Origin of the sequence: Mycobacterium sp. (assembly GCF_008709575.1) — a bacterium.
Classification (GTDB): Bacteria; Actinomycetota; Actinomycetes; order Mycobacteriales; family Mycobacteriaceae; genus Mycobacterium.
The window spans coordinates 1-18,275 of the sequence record NZ_VYIK01000016.1 but is presented as its reverse complement, the minus strand read 5'-3'; the positions used below and the strand labels follow the sequence as shown (position 1 = coordinate 18,275).

General features: G+C 66.6%; 16 protein-coding genes, 2 tRNA genes and 1 pseudogene. 10 read left to right on the top strand and 9 right to left on the bottom strand.

Annotated features, from left to right (window positions below; translation table 11 throughout):
- The first annotated feature begins 17 nt into the window (after positions 1-17).
- Complete coding sequence (locus F6Q13_RS05465) at positions 18-2,237, top strand: RNA degradosome polyphosphate kinase (protein ID WP_293053406.1); 2,220 nt, start codon at positions 18-20, stop codon at positions 2,235-2,237.
- Between the two features lie 68 nt (positions 2,238-2,305).
- Positions 2,306-3,301, top strand: coding sequence for a bifunctional NUDIX hydrolase/histidine phosphatase family protein (locus F6Q13_RS05460; protein ID WP_293053403.1), 996 nt, complete (start codon positions 2,306-2,308; stop codon positions 3,299-3,301).
- Between the two features lie 55 nt (positions 3,302-3,356).
- On the opposite strand, the gene F6Q13_RS05455 is transcribed toward F6Q13_RS05460, so the two are convergent.
- The 3 genes from F6Q13_RS05455 to leuC form a co-directional block, all read right to left on the bottom strand.
- Positions 3,357-3,989: an HU family DNA-binding protein gene (locus tag F6Q13_RS05455; RefSeq protein WP_293053400.1), complete on the bottom strand. Its 633-nt coding sequence runs from the start codon at positions 3,987-3,989 to the stop codon at positions 3,357-3,359.
- Between the two features lie 199 nt (positions 3,990-4,188).
- Positions 4,189-4,785 carry a 3-isopropylmalate dehydratase small subunit gene (gene leuD, locus F6Q13_RS05450; RefSeq protein ID WP_293053501.1) on the bottom strand — a complete coding sequence of 199 codons (597 nt, stop codon included), beginning with the start codon at positions 4,783-4,785 and terminating at the stop codon, positions 4,189-4,191.
- A 20-nt stretch (positions 4,786-4,805) separates the two neighbouring features.
- Positions 4,806-6,239 (bottom strand): 3-isopropylmalate dehydratase large subunit, encoded by a 1,434-nt coding sequence (gene leuC, locus F6Q13_RS05445; protein ID WP_293053397.1) that lies wholly within the window; start codon positions 6,237-6,239, stop codon positions 4,806-4,808.
- 43 nt (positions 6,240-6,282) lie between these two features.
- Between leuC and F6Q13_RS05440 the strand changes: the two genes are divergently transcribed.
- Together F6Q13_RS05440 and F6Q13_RS05435 are read left to right on the top strand one after the other, a co-directional pair.
- Complete coding sequence (locus F6Q13_RS05440) at positions 6,283-6,984, top strand: IclR family transcriptional regulator (RefSeq protein WP_293053394.1); 702 nt, start codon at positions 6,283-6,285, stop codon at positions 6,982-6,984.
- 79 nt (positions 6,985-7,063) lie between these two features.
- Entirely contained in the window at positions 7,064-7,600 is a 537-nt protein-coding gene (locus F6Q13_RS05435; protein WP_293053497.1) for a PPOX class F420-dependent oxidoreductase, read from the top strand.
- Here F6Q13_RS05435 and F6Q13_RS05430 read toward each other — a convergent pair.
- From F6Q13_RS05430 to F6Q13_RS05415, 4 genes are all read right to left on the bottom strand, one after another.
- Positions 7,563-7,635, bottom strand: a tRNA-Glu gene (locus F6Q13_RS05430). The genes F6Q13_RS05435 and F6Q13_RS05430 overlap by 38 nt on opposite strands.
- Positions 7,636-7,707: 72 nt before the next feature.
- Positions 7,708-7,779: transfer RNA gene (locus tag F6Q13_RS05425), tRNA-Gln, on the bottom strand.
- A gap of 114 nt (positions 7,780-7,893) precedes the next feature.
- On the bottom strand, positions 7,894-9,357 hold the full coding sequence (gene gltX / locus F6Q13_RS05420; RefSeq protein ID WP_293053391.1) for a glutamate--tRNA ligase: 1,464 nt from the start codon (positions 9,355-9,357) through the stop codon (positions 7,894-7,896).
- Positions 9,354-10,142 (bottom strand): fumarylacetoacetate hydrolase family protein, encoded by a 789-nt coding sequence (locus F6Q13_RS05415; protein WP_293053494.1) that lies wholly within the window; start codon positions 10,140-10,142, stop codon positions 9,354-9,356. Before F6Q13_RS05415 ends, gltX begins: the two co-directional genes overlap by 4 nt.
- Before the next feature lie 73 nt (positions 10,143-10,215).
- On the opposite strand from F6Q13_RS05415, the gene ectA reads away from it, so the two are divergent.
- The 5 genes and pseudogenes from ectA (at position 10,216) to F6Q13_RS05390 (ending at position 14,917) form a co-directional block, all read left to right on the top strand.
- Positions 10,216-10,746, top strand: coding sequence for a diaminobutyrate acetyltransferase (gene ectA / locus F6Q13_RS05410; protein ID WP_293053388.1), 531 nt, complete (start codon positions 10,216-10,218; stop codon positions 10,744-10,746).
- Positions 10,747-10,980: 234 nt separating this feature from the next.
- Entirely contained in the window at positions 10,981-12,282 is a 1,302-nt protein-coding gene (ectB, locus tag F6Q13_RS05405) for a diaminobutyrate--2-oxoglutarate transaminase (protein ID WP_293053385.1), read from the top strand.
- Positions 12,279-12,677, top strand: a pseudogene (locus F6Q13_RS05400) (ectoine synthase). Before ectB ends, F6Q13_RS05400 begins: the two are co-directional and overlap by 4 nt.
- Positions 12,674-13,555 (top strand): ectoine hydroxylase, encoded by an 882-nt coding sequence (gene thpD, locus F6Q13_RS05395; protein WP_293053382.1) that lies wholly within the window; start codon positions 12,674-12,676, stop codon positions 13,553-13,555. The pseudogene F6Q13_RS05400 and the gene thpD overlap by 4 nt, the downstream one beginning before the upstream one ends.
- A 90-nt stretch (positions 13,556-13,645) precedes the next feature.
- A complete protein-coding gene (locus F6Q13_RS05390) occupies positions 13,646-14,917 on the top strand; it encodes an MFS transporter (protein ID WP_293053379.1) in 1,272 nt (423 codons plus the stop codon).
- Here the strand turns inward: F6Q13_RS05390 and F6Q13_RS05385 are convergent.
- Together F6Q13_RS05385 and serA are read right to left on the bottom strand one after the other, a co-directional pair.
- Complete coding sequence (locus F6Q13_RS05385; RefSeq protein ID WP_293053376.1) at positions 14,853-15,863, bottom strand: 3-isopropylmalate dehydrogenase; 1,011 nt, start codon at positions 15,861-15,863, stop codon at positions 14,853-14,855. The two genes, F6Q13_RS05390 and F6Q13_RS05385, sit on opposite strands and share 65 nt — an antisense overlap.
- Before the next feature lie 25 nt (positions 15,864-15,888).
- Entirely contained in the window at positions 15,889-17,475 is a 1,587-nt protein-coding gene (gene serA, locus F6Q13_RS05380; RefSeq protein ID WP_293053373.1) for a phosphoglycerate dehydrogenase, read from the bottom strand.
- 139 nt (positions 17,476-17,614) lie between these two features.
- Between serA and F6Q13_RS05375 the strand changes: the two genes are divergently transcribed.
- Positions 17,615-18,275, top strand: a 661-nt coding sequence (locus tag F6Q13_RS05375; RefSeq protein WP_293053370.1) for an NAD(P)/FAD-dependent oxidoreductase, incomplete at its 3' end; no start/stop codon positions are given.

Genomic DNA, 18,275 nt, shown 5'->3' with positions numbered 1-18,275 from the left:
TGGCGACAGCGCCGCCGATGCGCAATGATCTCACAGTGACCGATATCGAGGACCGGGAAAGTCCAGACGTCCCCGAAGCCGATTCCCGCCCCGCGGCAAGCACGCAGCACGCCGATGACTCGGCGCCGAGCGCACCGCCCGCTGCGACCGCGGCCACCGTCGACGATCAGCTACCCGAACACCGCTACCTCAATCGGGAGCTGAGTTGGCTGGACTTCAACGCGCGGGTGCTCGCGCTGGCCGCGGACACCTCGCTGCCCTTGCTGGAACGGTTGAAGTTTCTGGCGATTTTCGCCTCCAACCTCGACGAGTTCTACATGGTCCGGGTCGCCGGGCTCAAGCGCCGCGACCAGATGGGCTTGTCGGTGCGTTCGGCCGACGGACTGACTCCGCGCGAGCAGCTGCGTCGCATCAGCGAACAAAGCCAGCAGATCGCCAGCAGACATGCCCGGGTATTCCTGGACTCGGTGCGGCCGGCGCTCGCCGAGCACGGCATTTACATCGTCACCTGGGCCGACCTTAACGAGGCGGAGCGCAGTCAGCTATCGGCTTATTTCCACGAGCAGGTCTTCCCGGTCCTGACACCCTTGGCCGTAGATCCCGCCCACCCGTTTCCGTTCGTCAGCGGGTTGAGCCTGAACCTTGCCGTCACGGTCAAGCGGCCCGACGACGGTGGCCACCACTTCGCCCGGGTTAAGGTGCCCGACAACGTCGATCGCTTCGTCAAACTGAGGCCCCGTGACGGCTCCGAGGACTGCACCGACACAAGCGAAGTCCGGTTCCTGCCGGTGGAGGAGCTGATCGCGGTTTTTCTTCCGGTGCTGTTCCCCGGTCTGGAGATCGTCGAGCATCACGTATTCCGCATCACCCGCAACGCCGACTTCGAGGTCGAAGAGGACCGCGACGAGGATCTGCTGCAGGCACTCGAACGAGAACTGGCGCGACGACGGTTCGGTTCACCGGTGCGCCTCGAAGTGTCCGACGACATGACCGAGCACATGTTGGAGTTGCTGCTGCGCGAACTCGACGTGGATCCCGGTGATGTCATCGCGGTATCCGGACTACTCGATCTCGCGTCGTTGTGGCAGATCTATGACTTGGATCGGCCGGCGCTCAAGGATCGCCCATTCGTGCCGGCGACCCCGCCTGCGTTCGCCGAGCGGGAGACTCCCAAAAGCATCTTCGCCACCTTGCGGGAAGGCGATGTGTTGGTGCACCATCCGTACGACTCGTTTTCCACCAGCGTGCAGCGATTTATCGAGCAGGCCGCCGCAGACCCCGACGTGCTGGCAATCAAGCAGACGCTGTACCGCACTTCCGGCGATTCGCCGATCGTGCGGGCGCTCATCGAGGCCGCTGAGGCCGGCAAGCAGGTGGTGGCTCTGGTTGAGATCAAAGCGCGGTTCGATGAGCAAGCCAATATTCAGTGGGCACGGGCGCTGGAGCAGGCGGGCGTGCACGTGGCATACGGGCTTGTCGGGCTCAAAACGCACTGCAAGACCGCGCTGGTGGTGCGTCGCGAAGGCGCCGCCATCCGGCGTTACTGCCATATCGGAACCGGCAACTACAACAGCAAGACAGCCCGACTCTACGAAGACATCGGGCTGTTCACCGCCGACCCGGATATCGGCGCTGACCTCACCGACCTGTTCAACTCCCTTACCGGTTACTCGCGCAAGCTGTCCTACCGCAACCTTCTCGTGGCCCCGCACGGGATTCGCACGGGCATCATCGAGCGCGTCGAGCGCGAGGTCGCGACCCACCGTGACACGGGCAACGGACGCATCCGACTCAAACTCAATTCGCTGGTCGACGAGCAGGTTATCGATGCGCTGTATCGCGCGTCGCAGGCCGGAGTGCGTGTGGAGATCGTCGTGCGCGGCATCTGTGCGCTGCGCCCGGGCGCGAAGGGCTTTTCGGAGAATATCGTCGCACGATCGATTCTCGGCCGCTTCCTGGAGCACTCGCGGATCTTCCATTTCCGCGCGATCGACGAATTCTGGATCGGCAGCGCCGACATGATGCATCGCAACCTCGACCGGCGTGTCGAGGTGCTGGCTCAGGTCAAGGATCCGCGGCTGACCGCTCAACTCAACGACGTCTTCGAATCCGCCCTGGATCCCGCCACCCGCTGCTGGGAGCTGGGACCAGACGGACAGTGGACCGCGGCACCGCAGGACGGGCACACTGTCCGCGACCATCAGGTGTTGTTGATGGAGCGGCACCGCAGTCCGTGACGGGCGCGTAATCTTAACCCCTCCGGTCGTGGTGCGTGTCGAGCCCGGATTGAGCTGCAGGAGTTGAGGTGCCGATAGAGACACCGCGGTATCGCTCGGCGCACCGAACGGTCAGTGCGGCCGGCGCGGTGCTGTGGCGGCCGAGCGACCACGATTGTGCGGTGGAAGTCGCATTGGTCCATCGCCCCCGCTACGACGATTGGTCGCTGCCCAAAGGCAAAGTCGACGTCGGTGAGATCGAACCGGTGACCGCGGCCCGTGAGGTCTTCGAAGAGACCGGCCATCGGGTTCATCTGGGCCGACGAATCGCGCGGGTGAGCTACCCTATCGAGCGCGGCACCAAGAAAGTGCGGTATTGGGCAGCGCGCAGTCTCGGGGGGAATTTCTCCCCGAACTACGAAGTCGATGCCTTGGTCTGGTTGCCTGTTCCCGCGGCGATCAACAAGCTGTCCTACCCGCCGGATCGCAAGGTCTTGCGCCGATTCGCCAAATATCCGGTAGATACTCAGACCGTAATCGTGGTGCGACACGGGTCTGCGGGGAGTAAGTCACGGTTCAAAGGTGAGGACGCCATGCGGCCGCTGGACAAGAAAGGCCGCGCGCAGGCCGAGGCTCTGGTCGGGCCGCTGCTCGCGTTCGGCGCCAGCGAGGTGCACGCGGCCGATCGGCTCCGGTGTCATCAGACGATGGAGCCCTTGGCTCAGGAGCTGGGAGTCGCCATCACCAACGAGCCCGCGCTGACCGCGGAGGCGTACGCCGAAAACCCCAAACGTGCGCGGCATCGCGTCCTGCAAATCGCTGGCCTTCGTGACGATCCGGGCCGAGACGCGGCTCCTGTCTCGCAGGGGGCGGGCCGGCAGGCGTTTCCAGCGCGCGTACCGGCAATCTGCACGCAGGGCGAGGTAATACCTGACCTGATTGCCTGGTGGTGTGCGCGCGACGGTGTGCGCCCGGACAACTCCCGCAACCGCAAAGGCAGCATGTGGGTGCTGTCGCTCTCGGACGGCCGCCTGGTTGCCGCCGATCACATCAGCAGCGCACTGGCCGACGGCGCCGCCACCTGAGACACCGTCCCGCCGCGGATGGCGAAGTCCGCGGCGAAACCGCGTGCCAAATAAATTACCTGCGGCCGCGCCGGGCTGTGGCCTTCTTGGCCGGTGCCTTGCTGGCGTTCCGCTTAGCGGCGGTCTTTTTGGCCGGCGCTTTGGTTGCCGCCGCGCGGCTTGCCTTGGCGACGGTTTTCTTCACTGCGGCGGTAGCTCTTTTGGCAGGGGCCTTCGCGGCTGCTGTCTTGGCAGCTGCCCGCTTGACGACGGCCTTCTTTGCCGGCGCTTTGGTTGCCGCAGCCTTGCGCGCCGGAGCCTTGGCGGCCGCCTTCTTCACCGCTTTCGTGGCCGGTGTTTTCTTCGCAGCCTTCTTAGTCGCACTCGCGCCCACACCGCGTTTGACGGCCGGGCCCTCCGCCGGGAGACGCTGCGCACCTGACACAACTGCTTTGAATTGGGCCCCTGGGCGGAATGCCGGCACTAAAGTCGGCTTGACCTTCACCGTCTCGCCAGTACGCGGATTGCGAGCGACCCGCGCTGCGCGACGCCGCTGTTCGAATACGCCGAACCCGGTAATGGTGACGCTGTCGCCCTTGTGTACTGCACGCACAATGGTGTCGACTACGTTCTCGACGGCGGCAGTAGCCGACCGACGATCCGTACCCATTTTCGAGGTGAGTACGTCGATGAGCTCTGCTTTGTTCATCCAAACCCTCCGAAGTCAGTGGCCCTCGTTGGACCGACTAGAGGACACGGTAAACCCTCACGCGGCTGATATCCAAGAGCCACGCGCAATTTCAGAGAAGATCCGATGGATTTTTTGGAATCCGGTTGCCGCCCTTGGGTGGTGGTACGGCTCTCAAATAGGCCCGTAGAGGCCGTGGAATTCGACCCCGGTCGGCAGGTCAGGGAGCAGGCGCAGTGCGAGGTTTCCAGGCCGGTCTGGCCGCCTCGAAAGACTCTATGTGGTCGAGTTTCCGCAGCGTAAGGGCTATATCGTCGAGTCCTTCGCTCAGTCGCCAGGCGGTGTAGTCATCAATCTTGAATGGCACCATCACCGTTGCCGCGGCTACATTTCGATCTTGAAGATTGACAGTGATTTCCAGCCCCGGGCTGCCCTCGATGAGTTTCCACAACAGTTCCACGTCGTCCTGAGCCACTTCGGCTGCTAGCAGACCAGCCTTGCCGGCGTTCCCGCGGAAAATGTCGCCGAAGCGCGACGAGATCACTACCCGGAATCCGTAGTCCATCAGCGCCCAGACGGCGTGCTCGCGGGACGACCCGGTGCCGAAATCGGGGCCGGCGACCAAGACTGAGCCCTTGTCGAACGGGCTGAGATTGAGCACGAACGACGGGTCCGTGCGCCAGCGGGCGAACAGTCCGTCCTCGAATCCCGTTCGAGTCACGCGCTTCAAATACTCCGCCGGAATAATCTGGTCGGTATCGACATTGGACCTCCGGAGCGGCACTCCGATACCGGTGTGAGTGTGAAAGGGTTCCATCGCCATCCTTTTCTGTTATGTCAGTCCAGATCGGCCGGGGCCGCCAGTTTCCCGCGTATCGCGGTCGCGGCGGCGACAGCCGGAGAGACGAGATGGGTGCGACCGCCCTTGCCCTGCCGCCCTTCGAAGTTGCGGTTGGACGTCGCCGCGCACCGCTGTCCCGGGGCAAGCTGATCGGGGTTCATGCCCAGGCACATCGAGCACCCCGGCTGCCGCCACTCGGCGCCGGCGGCCATAAAGATCTCGTCCAGGCCTTCTGCGTGCGCTTGCTCCCGCACCCGCATGGAACCCGGAACAACCAGCATCCGCACGCCGTCGGCCACCTTCCGGCCGCGAAGCACGTGGGCCGCCGCCCGCAGATCCTCGATGCGGCCATTGGTGCACGACCCCACGAACACCGCGTTGACCGCGATTTCACGCATCGGCGTCCCGGGTCGAAGATCCATGTATGCCAACGCCTTCTCGGCGGCCTGCCGCTGGGCGTCGTCGACCATCAGCTCCGGGTCGGGCACGGCGCCCGCCAGCGGAACCCCCTGAGCGGGATTGGTGCCCCAGGTGACGAAAGGACTCAGCGAGGCGGCGTCGACATAGACCTCCTTGTCGAATTCGGCGCCGTCGTCGGTGCGCAGCCGCTCCCAGTGAGCCACCGCGGCATCCCAGGCCGCACCCGTCGGCGCATGCGGACGAGCCCGCAAGAACTCGTAGGTCGTGGCGTCGGGTGCCACCATTCCCGCGCGGGCGCCGGCTTCGATGCTCATATTGCACATCGTCATCCGGGCTTCCATCGACAACGATTCGACGGCGCTTCCCCGGTATTCGATCACGTGCCCCTGTCCGCCGGCGGTGCCGATCTCAGCGATCACCGACAAGATCACATCCTTGGCGGTGACTGCGTCGGGTAACTCCCCCTCGATGTTGACCGCCATCGTCTTGAACGGCCACACGGGCAGGGTCTGGGTGGCCAGTACGTGCTCGACCTCGGACGTGCCGATGCCGAAGGCTAGTGCGCCGAACGCGCCGTGAGTCGAGGTGTGACTGTCGCCACAAACGATCGTCATTCCCGGTTGCGTCAGGCCCAATTGGGGTCCGACGACATGCACGATGCCTTGTTCGGTATCACCCATCGGATGGAGTCGGACACCGAATTCGGCGCAGTTGCGCCGCAGCGTCTCGACCTGGTTGCGCGATACCGGGTCGGCGATCGGCTTGTCGATGTCCAGCGTTGGCACGTTGTGGTCCTCGGTGGCCAGCGTCAGGTCCGGACGCCGCACCCGGCGCCCGGCCAGCCGCAGACCGTCGAAAGCTTGCGGACTGGTGACTTCGTGCACGAGGTGCAGATCGATGTAGATCAGATCCGGCTCGCTCCCATCGCCGGACACCACCACGTGGTCGTCCCAAACCTTCTGCGCCAGGGTGCGCGGCCCCCGGATAACCGGGCCGGTTGGTGTCGTCATCTCGATGCCTTGCTCTCAGTATGCGAGAAGTTAGTATCTCTTTGTGAGACAGGATAGCGGTATCGGCGTTCTCGACAAAGCCGTGGGAGTGCTCTACGCGGTCGCGGAATCGCCATGCGGATTGGCCGAATTGTGTGCCCGGACCGGTCTGCCACGAGCGACCGCGCACCGATTGGCCGCCGGCTTGGCAGTGCATCGCCTGCTGACCCGCGACGGCGCGGGCCGGTGGCTACTGGGACCGGCGGTAACCGAACTTGCGGCGCAGGTCAACGACCCATTACTGGACGCCGCCGCCGTGGTACTCCCGCGACTTCGCGACATCACTGCCGAAAGCGTCCAGTTGTACCGCCGCGAGGGCAACTGGCGGATCTGTGTAGCCGCAGTGGAACCGCCTGCGGGTCTTCGCGATACAGTTCTGGTTGGCGCCCGGCTGCCGATGACGGCGGGATCGGGCGCCAAGGTGCTGTTGGCCTACAGCGACGCTGCGACCCAGCGGGCCCTGCTGACCGAGGCGACGTTCACCGGCCGAACACTGGCCGAGGTCCGCCGGCGCGGCTGGGCGCAAAGCGTGGCCGAGCGCGAGCCTGGAGTGGCGAGCGTATCCGCGCCGGTGCGTAACGCCCGCGGTGAGGTGATCGCCGCGATCTCGGTTTCGGGTCCGATCGACCGCATGGGACGGCACCCCGGGGAGCGTTGGGCCGCCGATCTGCTCGACGCCGCCGAGGAGCTCACCGCTCTGCTGTAACGGCGCGGGCCGTCGAGTATGCGCGGGCCCGGCTCGTGTCCGTGCCACCCGCCGGGACCAACCTGAGACACTGAGGCGCATGGGAGCGCACCAACGAGCACAGATCGTCATGTCCGACGCGGAAATCGCCGAATTCGTCGCCACCAGTCGAACCGGCACGTTGGCCACCATCGGCCCCGATGGTCAGCCACATCTGACCGCGATGTGGTACGGAGTACTCGACGGCGAAATCTGGCTGGAAACCAAAGCCAAGTCACAGAAGGCCCGCAACATCCGGCGCGATCCGCGGGTGAGTTTCCTGCTCGAAGACGGCCAAACCTATGACACACTGCGCGGGGTGTCGTTCGAAGGCGTCGCCGAGATCGTCGAGAACCCCGCTGACCTCTTCCGGGTCGGGGTCAGCGTCTGGGAGCGCTACACCGGTCCCTACACCGACGACATGAAGCCGGCGGTGGAGCAGATGATGCACAAACGAATCGCCGTGCGCATCGTCGCCCGGCGCGCCCGCTCCTGGGATCATCGCAAGCTCGGGCTGCCGCCGATGCCGGTGGGTGGATCCACCGCGCAGAACCGACCAGTAGCCCCGATGGGATTCGAACCCACGCTACCGCCGTGAGAGGGCGGCGTCCTAGGCCGCTAGACGACGGGGCCAGACTTGATCCGAGCGCTCAGCATAACGCACCGTGCTAGACGCGCCTAACGGCTTGTGGCGAGAAGCCTTTGCTGGGGTACCAGGACTCGAACCTAGAACGGCTGAACCAGAATCAGCTGTGTTGCCAATTACACCATACCCCATCGGCTGCCCAAAACTGCTGCTCACAGGGCTTTACCGTAAACCTTACCCGGGTGTGTCGACGGCTGCCTCAACTGGGCCGAGGTGCAGACTACCAAAAAATCCAGCGACCGTGCTCAGCGCTCCGCTGATGCGGCGGCTGCCCGCAATCGGGCAAGGCTGCGGTCGCGGCCGAGCAGCGCCAAGGATTCGAACAGCGGGGGGCTGACCGATGCGCCGGTGGCGGCGACCCGAATCGGGCCGAAGGCCTTGCGCGGTGTGAGCCCAAGACCCTCCAGCAGCGCACCTTTGAGCTCGGTTTCGATCCGCGCCGCGGTCCAGTCCGGCATGCCCTCCAGCGCTGCGATGGCCGCGTCGAGCACCGGGCGGGCATTCGGACCCAGCTCCTTGGCCGCCGCGGTGGGGTCGATCACATACGCGTCGTCGTCGAAGAACTTCAGCAGCTCCCAGGCATCCCCGAGGACGACGATGCGGGTCTGCACGAGACGCGCGGCAGCGCCGAAGCCGGCCTCGTCCAGGCCGGTGCGGTGACCATGCGCCTCGAAGTACTCGCGAAGCCTGTTCGTGAAGTCGTCGGGGTCCAGCAGCCGGATGTGCTCGGCATTGATGGCGTCCGCCTTCTTCTGGTCGAACCTGGCGGGGTTGGCGTTGACGTCAACGACGTCGAACGCGGCCACCATCTCGTCGAGGCTGAACACGTCGCGGTCACCGGAGATCGACCAGCCCAGCAAAGCAAGATAATTCAACAAACCCTCGGGAATGAAGCCCCGGTCGCGGTGGGCAAACAAGTTCGATTGTGGATCTCGTTTGGACAGCTTCCTGGTGCCTTCACCTAAAACCGTGGGCAGGTGTGCGAACTGGGGTATCTGTTCGGCTACTCCGATGCGGATCAATGCCTGATAGAGCGCTATCTGCCGCGGTGTCGACGACAGCAGGTCCTCACCGCGCAGCACGTGGGTGATCTTCATCGACGCGTCATCGACGGGATTGACCAACGTGTACAACGGCTGCCCGGTTGCGCGGGTCAACGCGAAATCGGGCACCGAACCCGCCGCGAAGGTGGTCGGTCCGCGCACCAGGTCGTCCCAGCTCAGATCGTCATCGGGCATCCGCAACCGCACCACGGGTTTGCGGCCCTCGGCCAGATACCGGGCGCGCTGCTCCTCGGTCAGATCGCGGTCGTAGTTGTCGTAGCCCAGCTTGGGGTTGCGGCCGGCCGCCCGGTGACGCGCCTCGACCTCTTCGGGAGTGGAGAACGCGTGATACGCCTCGCCGGCCGCCAGCAGCCGCGCCACGACCTCGCGGTAGAGGTCGCCGCGCTGCGACTGCCGGTAAGGACCGTAGGGCCCGCCCACCTCCGGGCCCTCGTCCCAATCGAGGCCCAACCAGCGCAACGCGTCCAGCAGCGCCCGATAGCTTTGCTCGCTGTCGCGTTGAGGGTCGGTATCCTCTATGCGGAAGACGAAGGTGCCCCCGGTGTGTCGGGCGTAGGCCCAGTTGAACAGCGCGGTGCGGATCAGCCCGACGTGGGGAATGCCCGTGGGTGATGGGCAGAACCGGACACGAACACCCGACGTCACGACTTTCCTTTTCGGACAACAGGGTTCACCAGAGTGCCAATGCCTTCGACAGTGATGCTGACGGTGTCGCCGTCCTCGAGGGGGCCGACTCCCTCAGGCGTGCCGGTCAAGATGAGATCGCCGGGTAGCAGGGTCATCACCGCCGAGATCCACGCCACGATCTCGCCGATGCCGTGGATCATCTTCGAGGTGCGGCTGCACTGCTTGATCTGGCCGTTGACCTCGGTGCGCAGTTCGAGATCGGTCGGGTCGATGTCGGTGACGATCCAGGGTCCCACGGGACAGAACGTGTCGTGGCCCTTCGCCCGTGTCCACTGGCCGTCCGCCTGCTGCTGATCCCGGGCGGTGACGTCGTTGGCGATGGTGTATCCCAGGATGGCATCGGCGGCCTTTTCAGCCGTGATGTCCTTGCAGGGCCGGTTGACCACCGCCGCCAGCTCGCCCTCGAAATGGACCAGTGATGCGTTGTGGGGCAATCTGATTGGAACGTTCGGTCCGATGATCGCAGTATTGGGCTTGAGGAAAATTATCGGATCGGGTGGGTTAGGGCTACCCATCTCGGCGATGTGCGCACGGTAGTTCTTGCCGACGCAGACCACCTTGCCGGCCAGCATCGGAGCCAGCAGGCGCACATCGGCCAGCGGCCAGGAGCGGCCGGTGAACGTTGGTGTGCCGAAAGGATGCTCGGCGACCTCGCGGGCAATCATCCCGGCCGGGTCCTGCAGCTCACCTTCAATGCTGACGAAGGCGACACCGTCCGGGCTGGCGATTCGGCCGAGGCGCATTCGCTCAAGCCTAGGAGCGTGGGTCGGTGACAGTTCATGCGGGTCCGGCGCTGCGCGACGCTGGTCTGGTGTCATGCTGCGGACTACTGTCGTCGCGGTGACCGACACTGCGGATCTCGACCTGCGTGCCCCTACCGTGGCCGACGGGCCGGCGCTGTGGCGGCTGGCCGCTAACAGCCCCGCCCTGGATGTGAACTCCGCCTACGCGTATCTGCTGTGGTGCCGCGACTTCGCCCAGACGTCGGTGATCGCGACTCTCGACGGTAGCCCGGTCGGGTTCGTCACCGGCTATCGGCGCCCCGACCAGCCCGACACGCTGATGCTGTGGCAGGTTCTGGTCGCCGCCGCCCATCGCGGCGCCGGCACCGCCGGCCGGATGATCGACCACATGGTGCGGCGGCTGCACCCCGACGGCGTCACCCACCTGGAGGCGTCGGTGACCCCGGGGAATCTGGCCAGCCAGCGGCTCTTCGAGGCCTTCGCCCGCCGCTGGCGTGCCCGGTTGGAGCGCAGCGAATTGTTCGGCACCGACCTTTTCCCCGATCAACACGCGTCAGAAATCCTGTTTCGGATCGGCCCCCTTCGGGTACCTCAGCAACGCTGATTAGAGCACAGGCTGTCACGGGTTATCGCTAGGGTGCTGGGTGCGCGACGAGATCCCCGGCGGACCGGGCGAGGGACATATCGAGCGGGGTGATAGGCCGACAAGTACGACGACTGGCACGTCCTACGCGCAGTCGTTTTCGTCTGTGCCAACCCGAAGGCGCACGAAAACCTCCGCTGCCGGTGTCTGCTGCCGTACTGACTCGGCCCGTCGTTTCGTTCTGTTGTGTTGCACATGCGGACGGAAGGTATATCCGAATTGAGTATTTTCGAAGCACTCGAGTCAGAGGTACGCAGCTATTGCCGATCCTGGCCGGTGGTGTTCGACCGGGCGTCGGGCTGCCACCTGTGGGACAGCGACGGACGACGGTATCTGGACTTTTTCTCCGGCGCGGGCGCCCTCAACTACGGCCACAATCACCCCCGGCTCAAGTCGGCTTTGCTTGACTATCTGACCGCCGACCGGGTGGTGCACAGCCTCGACATGAGCACCGTCGCCAAAGCCGCGTTCCTGGAGCGGTTCGACGAGGTGATCCTGCGGCCCCGCGGCCTGGACTACAAGGTGCAGTTCCCCGGGCCGACGGGCACCAATGCGGTGGAGTCGGCGTTGAAGCTGGCCCGCAGGATAACCCGCCGGGAAAGTGTGATCAGCTTCACCAACGCCTTTCACGGGATGACCCTGGGGGCGCTCAGTGTCACCGGCAACTCGATGAAGCGCGGTGGCGCCGGCATTCCGTTGGTGCATGCCACGCCGATGCCCTACGACCACTACCTCGACGACCGCGTGCCGGACTTCATGTGGTTTGAGCGGCTGCTGGAGGATACCGGCAGCGGCCTCAACCAGCGGGCCGCCGTCATCGTCGAGACCGTCCAGGGCGAGGGCGGCATCAACGTGGCGCGCCTGGAGTGGTTGCGCGGGCTGGCCGAGCTCTGCCGTCGCCACGACCTGTTGCTGATCGTCGACGATGTGCAGATGGGCTGCGGGCGCACCGGCCCGTTCTTCAGCTTCGAGGCGGCCGGTATCGTCCCTGACATCGTCTGCCTGGCCAAATCGATCAGCGGTTACGGGCTGCCCATGGCGCTGACCTTGTTCCGTCCCGAACTCGACCAGTGGGAGCCCGGTGAGCACAACGGGACTTTCCGCGGCCACAACCCGGCGTTCGTGACCGCCGCCGCCGCGCTCGACTTCTGGAGCGGCGACCAGCTGACCAAAAACGTGCTGCGCAAGGGTGAACACGTCGAACGGATGCTGGACGACATGGTCGGGGAAGTCGAGGGAGTCCGGGTGCGCGGGCGCGGTCTGGTCCAAGGGGTGGCGTTCGATCGTCCCGAGCTGGCGACCGCGGTGTGCCGGGAGGGCTTCGGCAGGGGGCTGCTGCTGGAGACGTCGGGCGCCCGAAGCGAGGTCGTCAAACTGATGCCGCCGCTGCTGATCGACGACGCCGAACTCGATCAAGGCCTGCAGATCGTGGCCGAGTCGGTCGAGGCGGTCGTTTCCCGCGAACTGGTCGGCGCGGCCGGACGGGGCGCTCGATGATCGTCCGCACGCTGGCGCAGATCGAGGGAACCGACCGTGACGTGCAAGCCTCGACCTGGCGCAGCCGGCGGTTGCTGCTCGCCCGCGACGGCCAGCCATTCTCGATGCACGACACCGTGCTCTAAGCCGGAACCGAGACCGCCATGTGGTACGCCCACCACGTCGAGGCGGTGTACTGCGTCGGCGGTGAAGGCGAGCTGATCAATGACGAGACCGGCGAAACGCATCCGCTGCGGGACGGGTCGCTGTACCTGCTCGACGGCCACGAGCACCATCGGGTGCGGGCCCGTACCGAGTTGCGGATGGTCTGCGTATTCAACCCGCCGTTAACCGGGCAGGAGGTACACGACGACGACGGCGCCTACCCGCTCATCGTCGAGAAGGCGCCCGAGTGATTGACAGCTATCCGACCAGGAACTGTCTGCACGCCGGAATTCACCCCCGCCGCGACCCGGTGGTGTGGGCAGCGCCCGACAGCCCCCATCACCAGGGTCCGCTCACCCAGCAGGCGCTCAACAGTTTCGCCGCCGACGGTTTTTTGGCCGTCGACTGCCTACTTGCGGGCGACGTCGTTGCCGACCTGCGCACCGAGCTCGACGCGCTGCGGGCTGACCCGGTACTTGCCGACGACGAACGTTCGGTGCTCGAGCCCGACAGCCGCGACGTTCGGTCGATCTTCGAGGTCCACCGGCTGAACCGGGCGTTCGCCGCGCTGGTCGCCAGTCCCGTTCTGCTCGGCCCGGTCCGCCAGCTGCTCGGTTCGGATGTGTATGTGCACCAGAGCCGGGTCAACTTCAAGCCCGGTTTCAACGGCCAGGACTTCTACTGGCACTCCGACTTCGAGACATGGCACGCCGAGGACGGCATGCCCGCGCCGCGGGCGGTCAGCGTGTCCATCACGTTGACCGAGAACCTCGCCTGCAACGGGCCGATGATGATCATCCCCGGCTCACACCGGTGGTTCGTGTGCTGCCCGGGGGAGACACCGGTGGACCACTACCGCTCGTCGCTGCGCCGTCAAGAGATCGGCACGCCCGACAACGACAGCGTCAGCTGGCTGGCGTCCCAAGGGGGTATCCGGCAGTTCACCGGTGCGGCCGGCTCGGCGGTGTTTTTCGATTGCAACGCCATGCACGGGTCGAACAGCAACATCACCCCACGCTCGAATGTGTTCATCGTCTACAACAGCGTCGAGAACACGCTGGTCGAACCGTTCGGTGCACCCGCGCCGCGGCCCACCTTCGTCGCGAGCCGCAACTTCGACCCGCTCTGAAGTCGTCCGCGCTGGCCGTCGTCGAGTTTTCCGTCGTCGCAGGTGTTTCGTCTTCTCTGCGCGCCGCCGGCCTATGCGACGATAGGGCGAATGACGACGCACTCGATGGGTACCGGGGCGCGCTGGTCGATGGTAGTCATCTCGCTCGGGGCCACGTTGTGCGCGTTCACGTTCATCAACGGTGTGGCGTTCCTGATCCCCGCGCTGCAGGTCGAGCGCGGCAGCACCCTCGCCCAGGCCGGCTTGCTGTCATCGATGCCCAGCTTCGGTATGGTCGTCACGTTGATCGGCTGGGGCTATCTGGTGGACCGGATCGGCGAACGGATCGTTCTCACCGCCAGTTCTGCCCTGACCGCCGTGGGCGCCTACAGCGCGGCGTCGGTGCACTCGCTGGTCGTCGTCGGGGCGTTTCTCTTTTTCGGCGGCATGGCCGCCGCCGGCTGCAACAGCGCCAGCGGCCGGCTGGTGACCGGTTGGTTCCCGCCCCACCAGCGCGGCTTGGCAATGGGAGTGCGGCAGGCCGCCCAGCCGCTGGGCATCGCACTGGGCGCCGCGGTGATGCCCGAGCTGGCCGAGCGGGGCCTCTCGGCGGCCCTGATGTTCCCCGCGCTGGTGTGTACGGTGTCCGCGGCCGCCTGCGCCATCGGGATCGTCGATCCGCCGCGCAAGACCCGGGCGGCAGCCACCGACGAGGAACTGACCAACCCGTACCGCGAGTCGACGCTGCTGTGGCGAATCCATGCCGTGTCGGCGTTGCTGATGGTGCCTCAAGCCGTGACTGCCACGTTTATGCTGGCCTGGTTGATGCGCGACCAGAAGTGGACGGTCGGCGCTGCCGGCGCGCTGGTGACCCTCACCCAGCTACTCGGCGCGCTGGCGCGCGTCCTGGTCGGCCGCTGGTCGGACCGCGTCGCGTCGCGACTGCGGCCACTGCGAACGCTCGCCGGCCTGGCTGCCCTGGCCATGTTCGTGCTGGCGATCAACGACCACTTCGGCTCGCCATTCGCCGAGGCGGCCATGGTCGTCGCCGCGGTGCTCGCGGTGACCGACAACGGCCTCGCGGCCACCGCGATCCCCGAATACGCCGGGCCGTTCTGGAGCGGACGCGCACTGGGCACCCAGAACACCGGCCAGCGGCTGGCGGCGGCCGCCGCCGCCCCGCTGTTCGGTGCGCTGGTCACTGCGACCGCCTATCCGGTGGGGTTCGCGGTGTGCGGGCTGACCGCGCTGGTGGCGGTCCCGTTAGTGCCGGTCAGCGCGGAGAAATCCACCAGAAAGAAGCCCCCCCGGCCCGCGCCTAGACCCGCGCGGCGATCCGGTCGCCGACTTGGTGTGTCGAAAGCGGCTCGTCGCCCCGGGTAGCCAGATGAGCCTCGACCGCACGGTCAACCCGCGCCGCCGCGGCGGCTTCGCCGACATGGGACAGCAGCAACGCCACCGACATGATTGCCGCCGTGGGGTCGGCGATGCCCTGACCGGCGATATCCGGTGCGCTGCCGTGCACCGGCTCGAACATCGACGGGTTGGTGCGACTCGCGTCGATATTGCCGCTGGCGGCCAGCCCGATGCCGCCGCACACCGCGGCGGCCAGATCGGTGATGATGTCGCCGAACAAGTTGTCGGTGACGATGACGTCGAATCGGCCCGGATCGGTGACCAGGTGGATGGTCGTGGCGTCGACGTGCTGGTAGGTGACCTCGACCTCGGGGTATGTCGCGCCGATCTCCTGCACGGTCCGCCACCACAGGGCGCCGGCGAAGGTCAGGACGTTGTTTTTGTGCACCAGGGTGAGCTGTTTGCGGCGCTCCCGGGCTCGCTCGAACGCGTAGCGCACCACCCGGCTCACACCGAACGCCGTGTTGACACTGACCTCGGTGGCCACCTCGTGCGGGGTTTCGGCCCTGATCGTGCCGCCGGTACCCGCATACGGGCCCTCGGTGCCCTCCCGGACCACGACGAAGTCGATGTCGGGATCACCGGCCAGTGGACTGCGCACACCGGGATACCGCCGCGCCGGCCTCAGGTTGATGTAGTGATCCAGCGCGAACCGCAGCCGCAGCAGTAGACCGCGCTCGAGGATGCCGCTGGGCACCGAGGGATCGCCGATCGCGCCCAGCAGAATCGCGTCGTGCGCCCGCAACTCCTCGAGTACCGAGTCGGGCAGCGCTTCCCCGGTGGCGTGATAGCGCCGCGCACCCAGGTCGTAGCTGGTCTTCTGAACCCCGGGCAGCACCGCGTCGAGGACCTTGACAGCTTCGGTGACGACCTCTGGGCCGATTCCGTCACCGGCGATGACCGCCAGTTTCATCGGCGCCGAGCTCCTGCGGTGCGGGTCACGACAGGTCAACCACTTCGAGCTTGTAGGCTTCCACGGCCGCGCTGATCGCCTCCCGCACATCGCCGGGCACGTCGTGGTTCAGCCGCAACAGGATCGTCGCGCCCGGGCCCTCGGCGTCGGCGGACAGCTGCGCGGCCTCGATGTTGATCCCGGCCGCGCCGAGCAGGGTGCCGATCTTGCCCAGCGCTCCGGGTTGGTCGACGTAGTGGATCACCAGGTTGATCCCTTCGGCGCGCAGGTCGAAGTTGCGGCCATTGATCTGCACGATCTTCTCCACCTGTTGCGGCCCGGACAAGGTGCCGGCCACGTTGACGACCGACCCGTTGGGGGCGACCGCCCGCACGTCGACGACACTGCGGTGGTTGGGGCTTTCGGTGGCCGTGCTGATCTCGGCGGCAACGCCGCGTTCCTCGGCCAGCGCCGGCGCGTTGACGAACGTCACCGGATCCTCGATCACCGCCGAGAACAGGCCGCGCAGGGCCGAGAGCCGCAGCACCTCGACATCTTCGGAGGCCAACTCGCCGCGCACCTGCACCGACAGCGACGCCGGCAGCTCATCGGACAACACACCCGCCAGCAGCCCCAGCTTGCGCACCAGGTCCAGCCAGGGCGACACCTCGTCGCTGACCACCCCGGCGCCGACGTTGACCGCGTCGGGCACGAACTCGCCGGCCAGTGCCAGCCGCACGCTCGCCGCCACGTCGGTGCCGGCCCGGTCCTGCGCCTCGTCGGTGGACGCGCCCAGGTGCGGGGTGACAACGACCTGTGGCAGGTCGAACAGCGGGCTGTCGGTGCACGGCTCGCTGGCGAACACGTCGATGCCGGCCGCCCGAACGTGCCCGCCGGCGACGGCGTCGGCCAACGCGGCCTCGTCGACGAGACCGCCGCGGGCGGCATTGACGATGATCACCCCCGGCTTGGTCTTGGCCAGCATGTCCTTGTCGATGAGCCCGGCCGTCTCGGGGGTCTTGGGCAGGTGCACCGAGATGAAATCGGCACGGGCCAACAAGTCGTCGAGAGTCAGCAGTTCGACGCCGAGCTGCGCGGCCCGTGCCGGCGACACATACGGGTCGTAGGCGACGATATGGGCGCCGAAGGCGGCGAGCCGCTGGGCAACCAATTGCCCGATGCGCCCCAGGCCGACGATTCCGGCCGTCTTGTTGACGATCTCGGTACCCGAAAACGACGAGCGCTTCCACTCGTGCGCGCGCAGCGAGGCGTCCGCCGCGGGGATCTGGCGGGCGGCCGCCAGCAACAGCGCGCAGGCATGCTCGGCGGCGCTGTGGATATTCGACGTCGGGGCATTGACCACCATCACACCGCGTTCGGTGGCGGCGTCAATGTCGACGTTGTCCAGCCCGACGCCGGCCCTGGCGACGATCTTGAGTTTGGGTGCGGCAGCCAGCACTTCGGCATCGACGGTGGTGGCCGACCGCACCAGCAGCGCGTCGGCCTCGGGCACCGCGGCCAGCAGTTTCGCGCGGTCCGGGCCGTCGACCCAGCGCACTTCGACGTCGTCACCCAACGCGGCGACGGTCGACTCGGCAAGTTTGTCGGCAATCAACACAACGGGACGGTTCACGCGGCCAGCCTAAGCGGCGATCGCCAGCGCGGCGAAGCCGGGCGCAGCGGATCGCCGCCATCGACCCCGCGGCGATCGCCAGCGCGGCGAAGCCGGGCGCAGCGGATCGCCGCCGGGGCCGATGGTGTTGGCTTAAAGGGTGGACGTCACCGTGGTCGGCAGCGGGCCCAACGGGCTGACCGCCGCCGTCATCTGCGCCCGGGCGGGACTTTCCGTGCAGGTCGTCGAGGCTCAGCCGACGTTCGGCGGTGGCGCCCGCACCGCTGCCGACCCGCAATTTCCCGGAGTAGCGCACGACATCTGCTCGGCGGTGCATCCGCTGGCGCTGGCGTCACCGTTTTTCGCGCAGTTCGACCTGGGTGCCCGCGGTGTGAGGTTGGTGGTGCCCGAGATCGCCTACGCCAACCCGCTGCCGGGCCGCCCGGCGGCGATCGCGTACCACGATCTCGAGCGCACCTGCGCGGAGTTGGAGCATGGCTCGTCGTGGCGACGCTTGCTGGGCCCACTAGTGGCCGACGCCGACGCTGTGGTGGCGCTGCTGCTCGGCGACAAGCGTTCGGTGCCTACCGCCATGCTGCCGACGATGCAGCTGGGATTGCGGATGCTGGCGCAGGGCACCGCCGCATGGGGGTCGTTGGCCGGTCTCGACGCTCAGGCATTGTTCACCGGCGTCGCCGCCCATCCCATCTCGCCGATGCCGTCGCTGGTGTCCGCGGGCGCGGGGCTGCTGCTGGCGACGCTGGCGCCCACGGTCGGCTGGCCGCTCCCGGTGGGCGGCAGCCAGGCGATCACCGATGCCC

What these genes read in the sequence shown, in the direction of transcription:
- leuC (WP_293053397.1), bottom strand. Translation starts at nt 6,239, where the DNA reads ATGACGACACCAACCGGCCCGGTTATCCGGGGGCCGCGCACCCTGGCG.
- ectB (WP_293053385.1), top strand. Translation starts at nt 10,981, where the DNA reads ATGCGGACGGAAGGTATATCCGAATTGAGTATTTTCGAAGCACTCGAG.
- F6Q13_RS05385 (WP_293053376.1), bottom strand. Translation starts at nt 15,863, where the DNA reads ATGAAACTGGCGGTCATCGCCGGTGACGGAATCGGCCCAGAGGTCGTC.
- F6Q13_RS05390 (WP_293053379.1), top strand. Translation starts at nt 13,646, where the DNA reads ATGACGACGCACTCGATGGGTACCGGGGCGCGCTGGTCGATGGTAGTC.
- ectA (WP_293053388.1), top strand. Translation starts at nt 10,216, where the DNA reads ATGCTGCGGACTACTGTCGTCGCGGTGACCGACACTGCGGATCTCGAC.
- F6Q13_RS05415 (WP_293053494.1), bottom strand. Translation starts at nt 10,142, where the DNA reads ATGCGCCTCGGCCGAATCGCCAGCCCGGACGGTGTCGCCTTCGTCAGC.
- F6Q13_RS05465 (WP_293053406.1), top strand. Translation starts at nt 18, where the DNA reads ATGCGCAATGATCTCACAGTGACCGATATCGAGGACCGGGAAAGTCCA.
- F6Q13_RS05455 (WP_293053400.1), bottom strand. Translation starts at nt 3,989, where the DNA reads ATGAACAAAGCAGAGCTCATCGACGTACTCACCTCGAAAATGGGTACG.
- F6Q13_RS05435 (WP_293053497.1), top strand. Translation starts at nt 7,064, where the DNA reads ATGGGAGCGCACCAACGAGCACAGATCGTCATGTCCGACGCGGAAATC.
- leuD (WP_293053501.1), bottom strand. Translation starts at nt 4,785, where the DNA reads ATGGAACCCTTTCACACTCACACCGGTATCGGAGTGCCGCTCCGGAGG.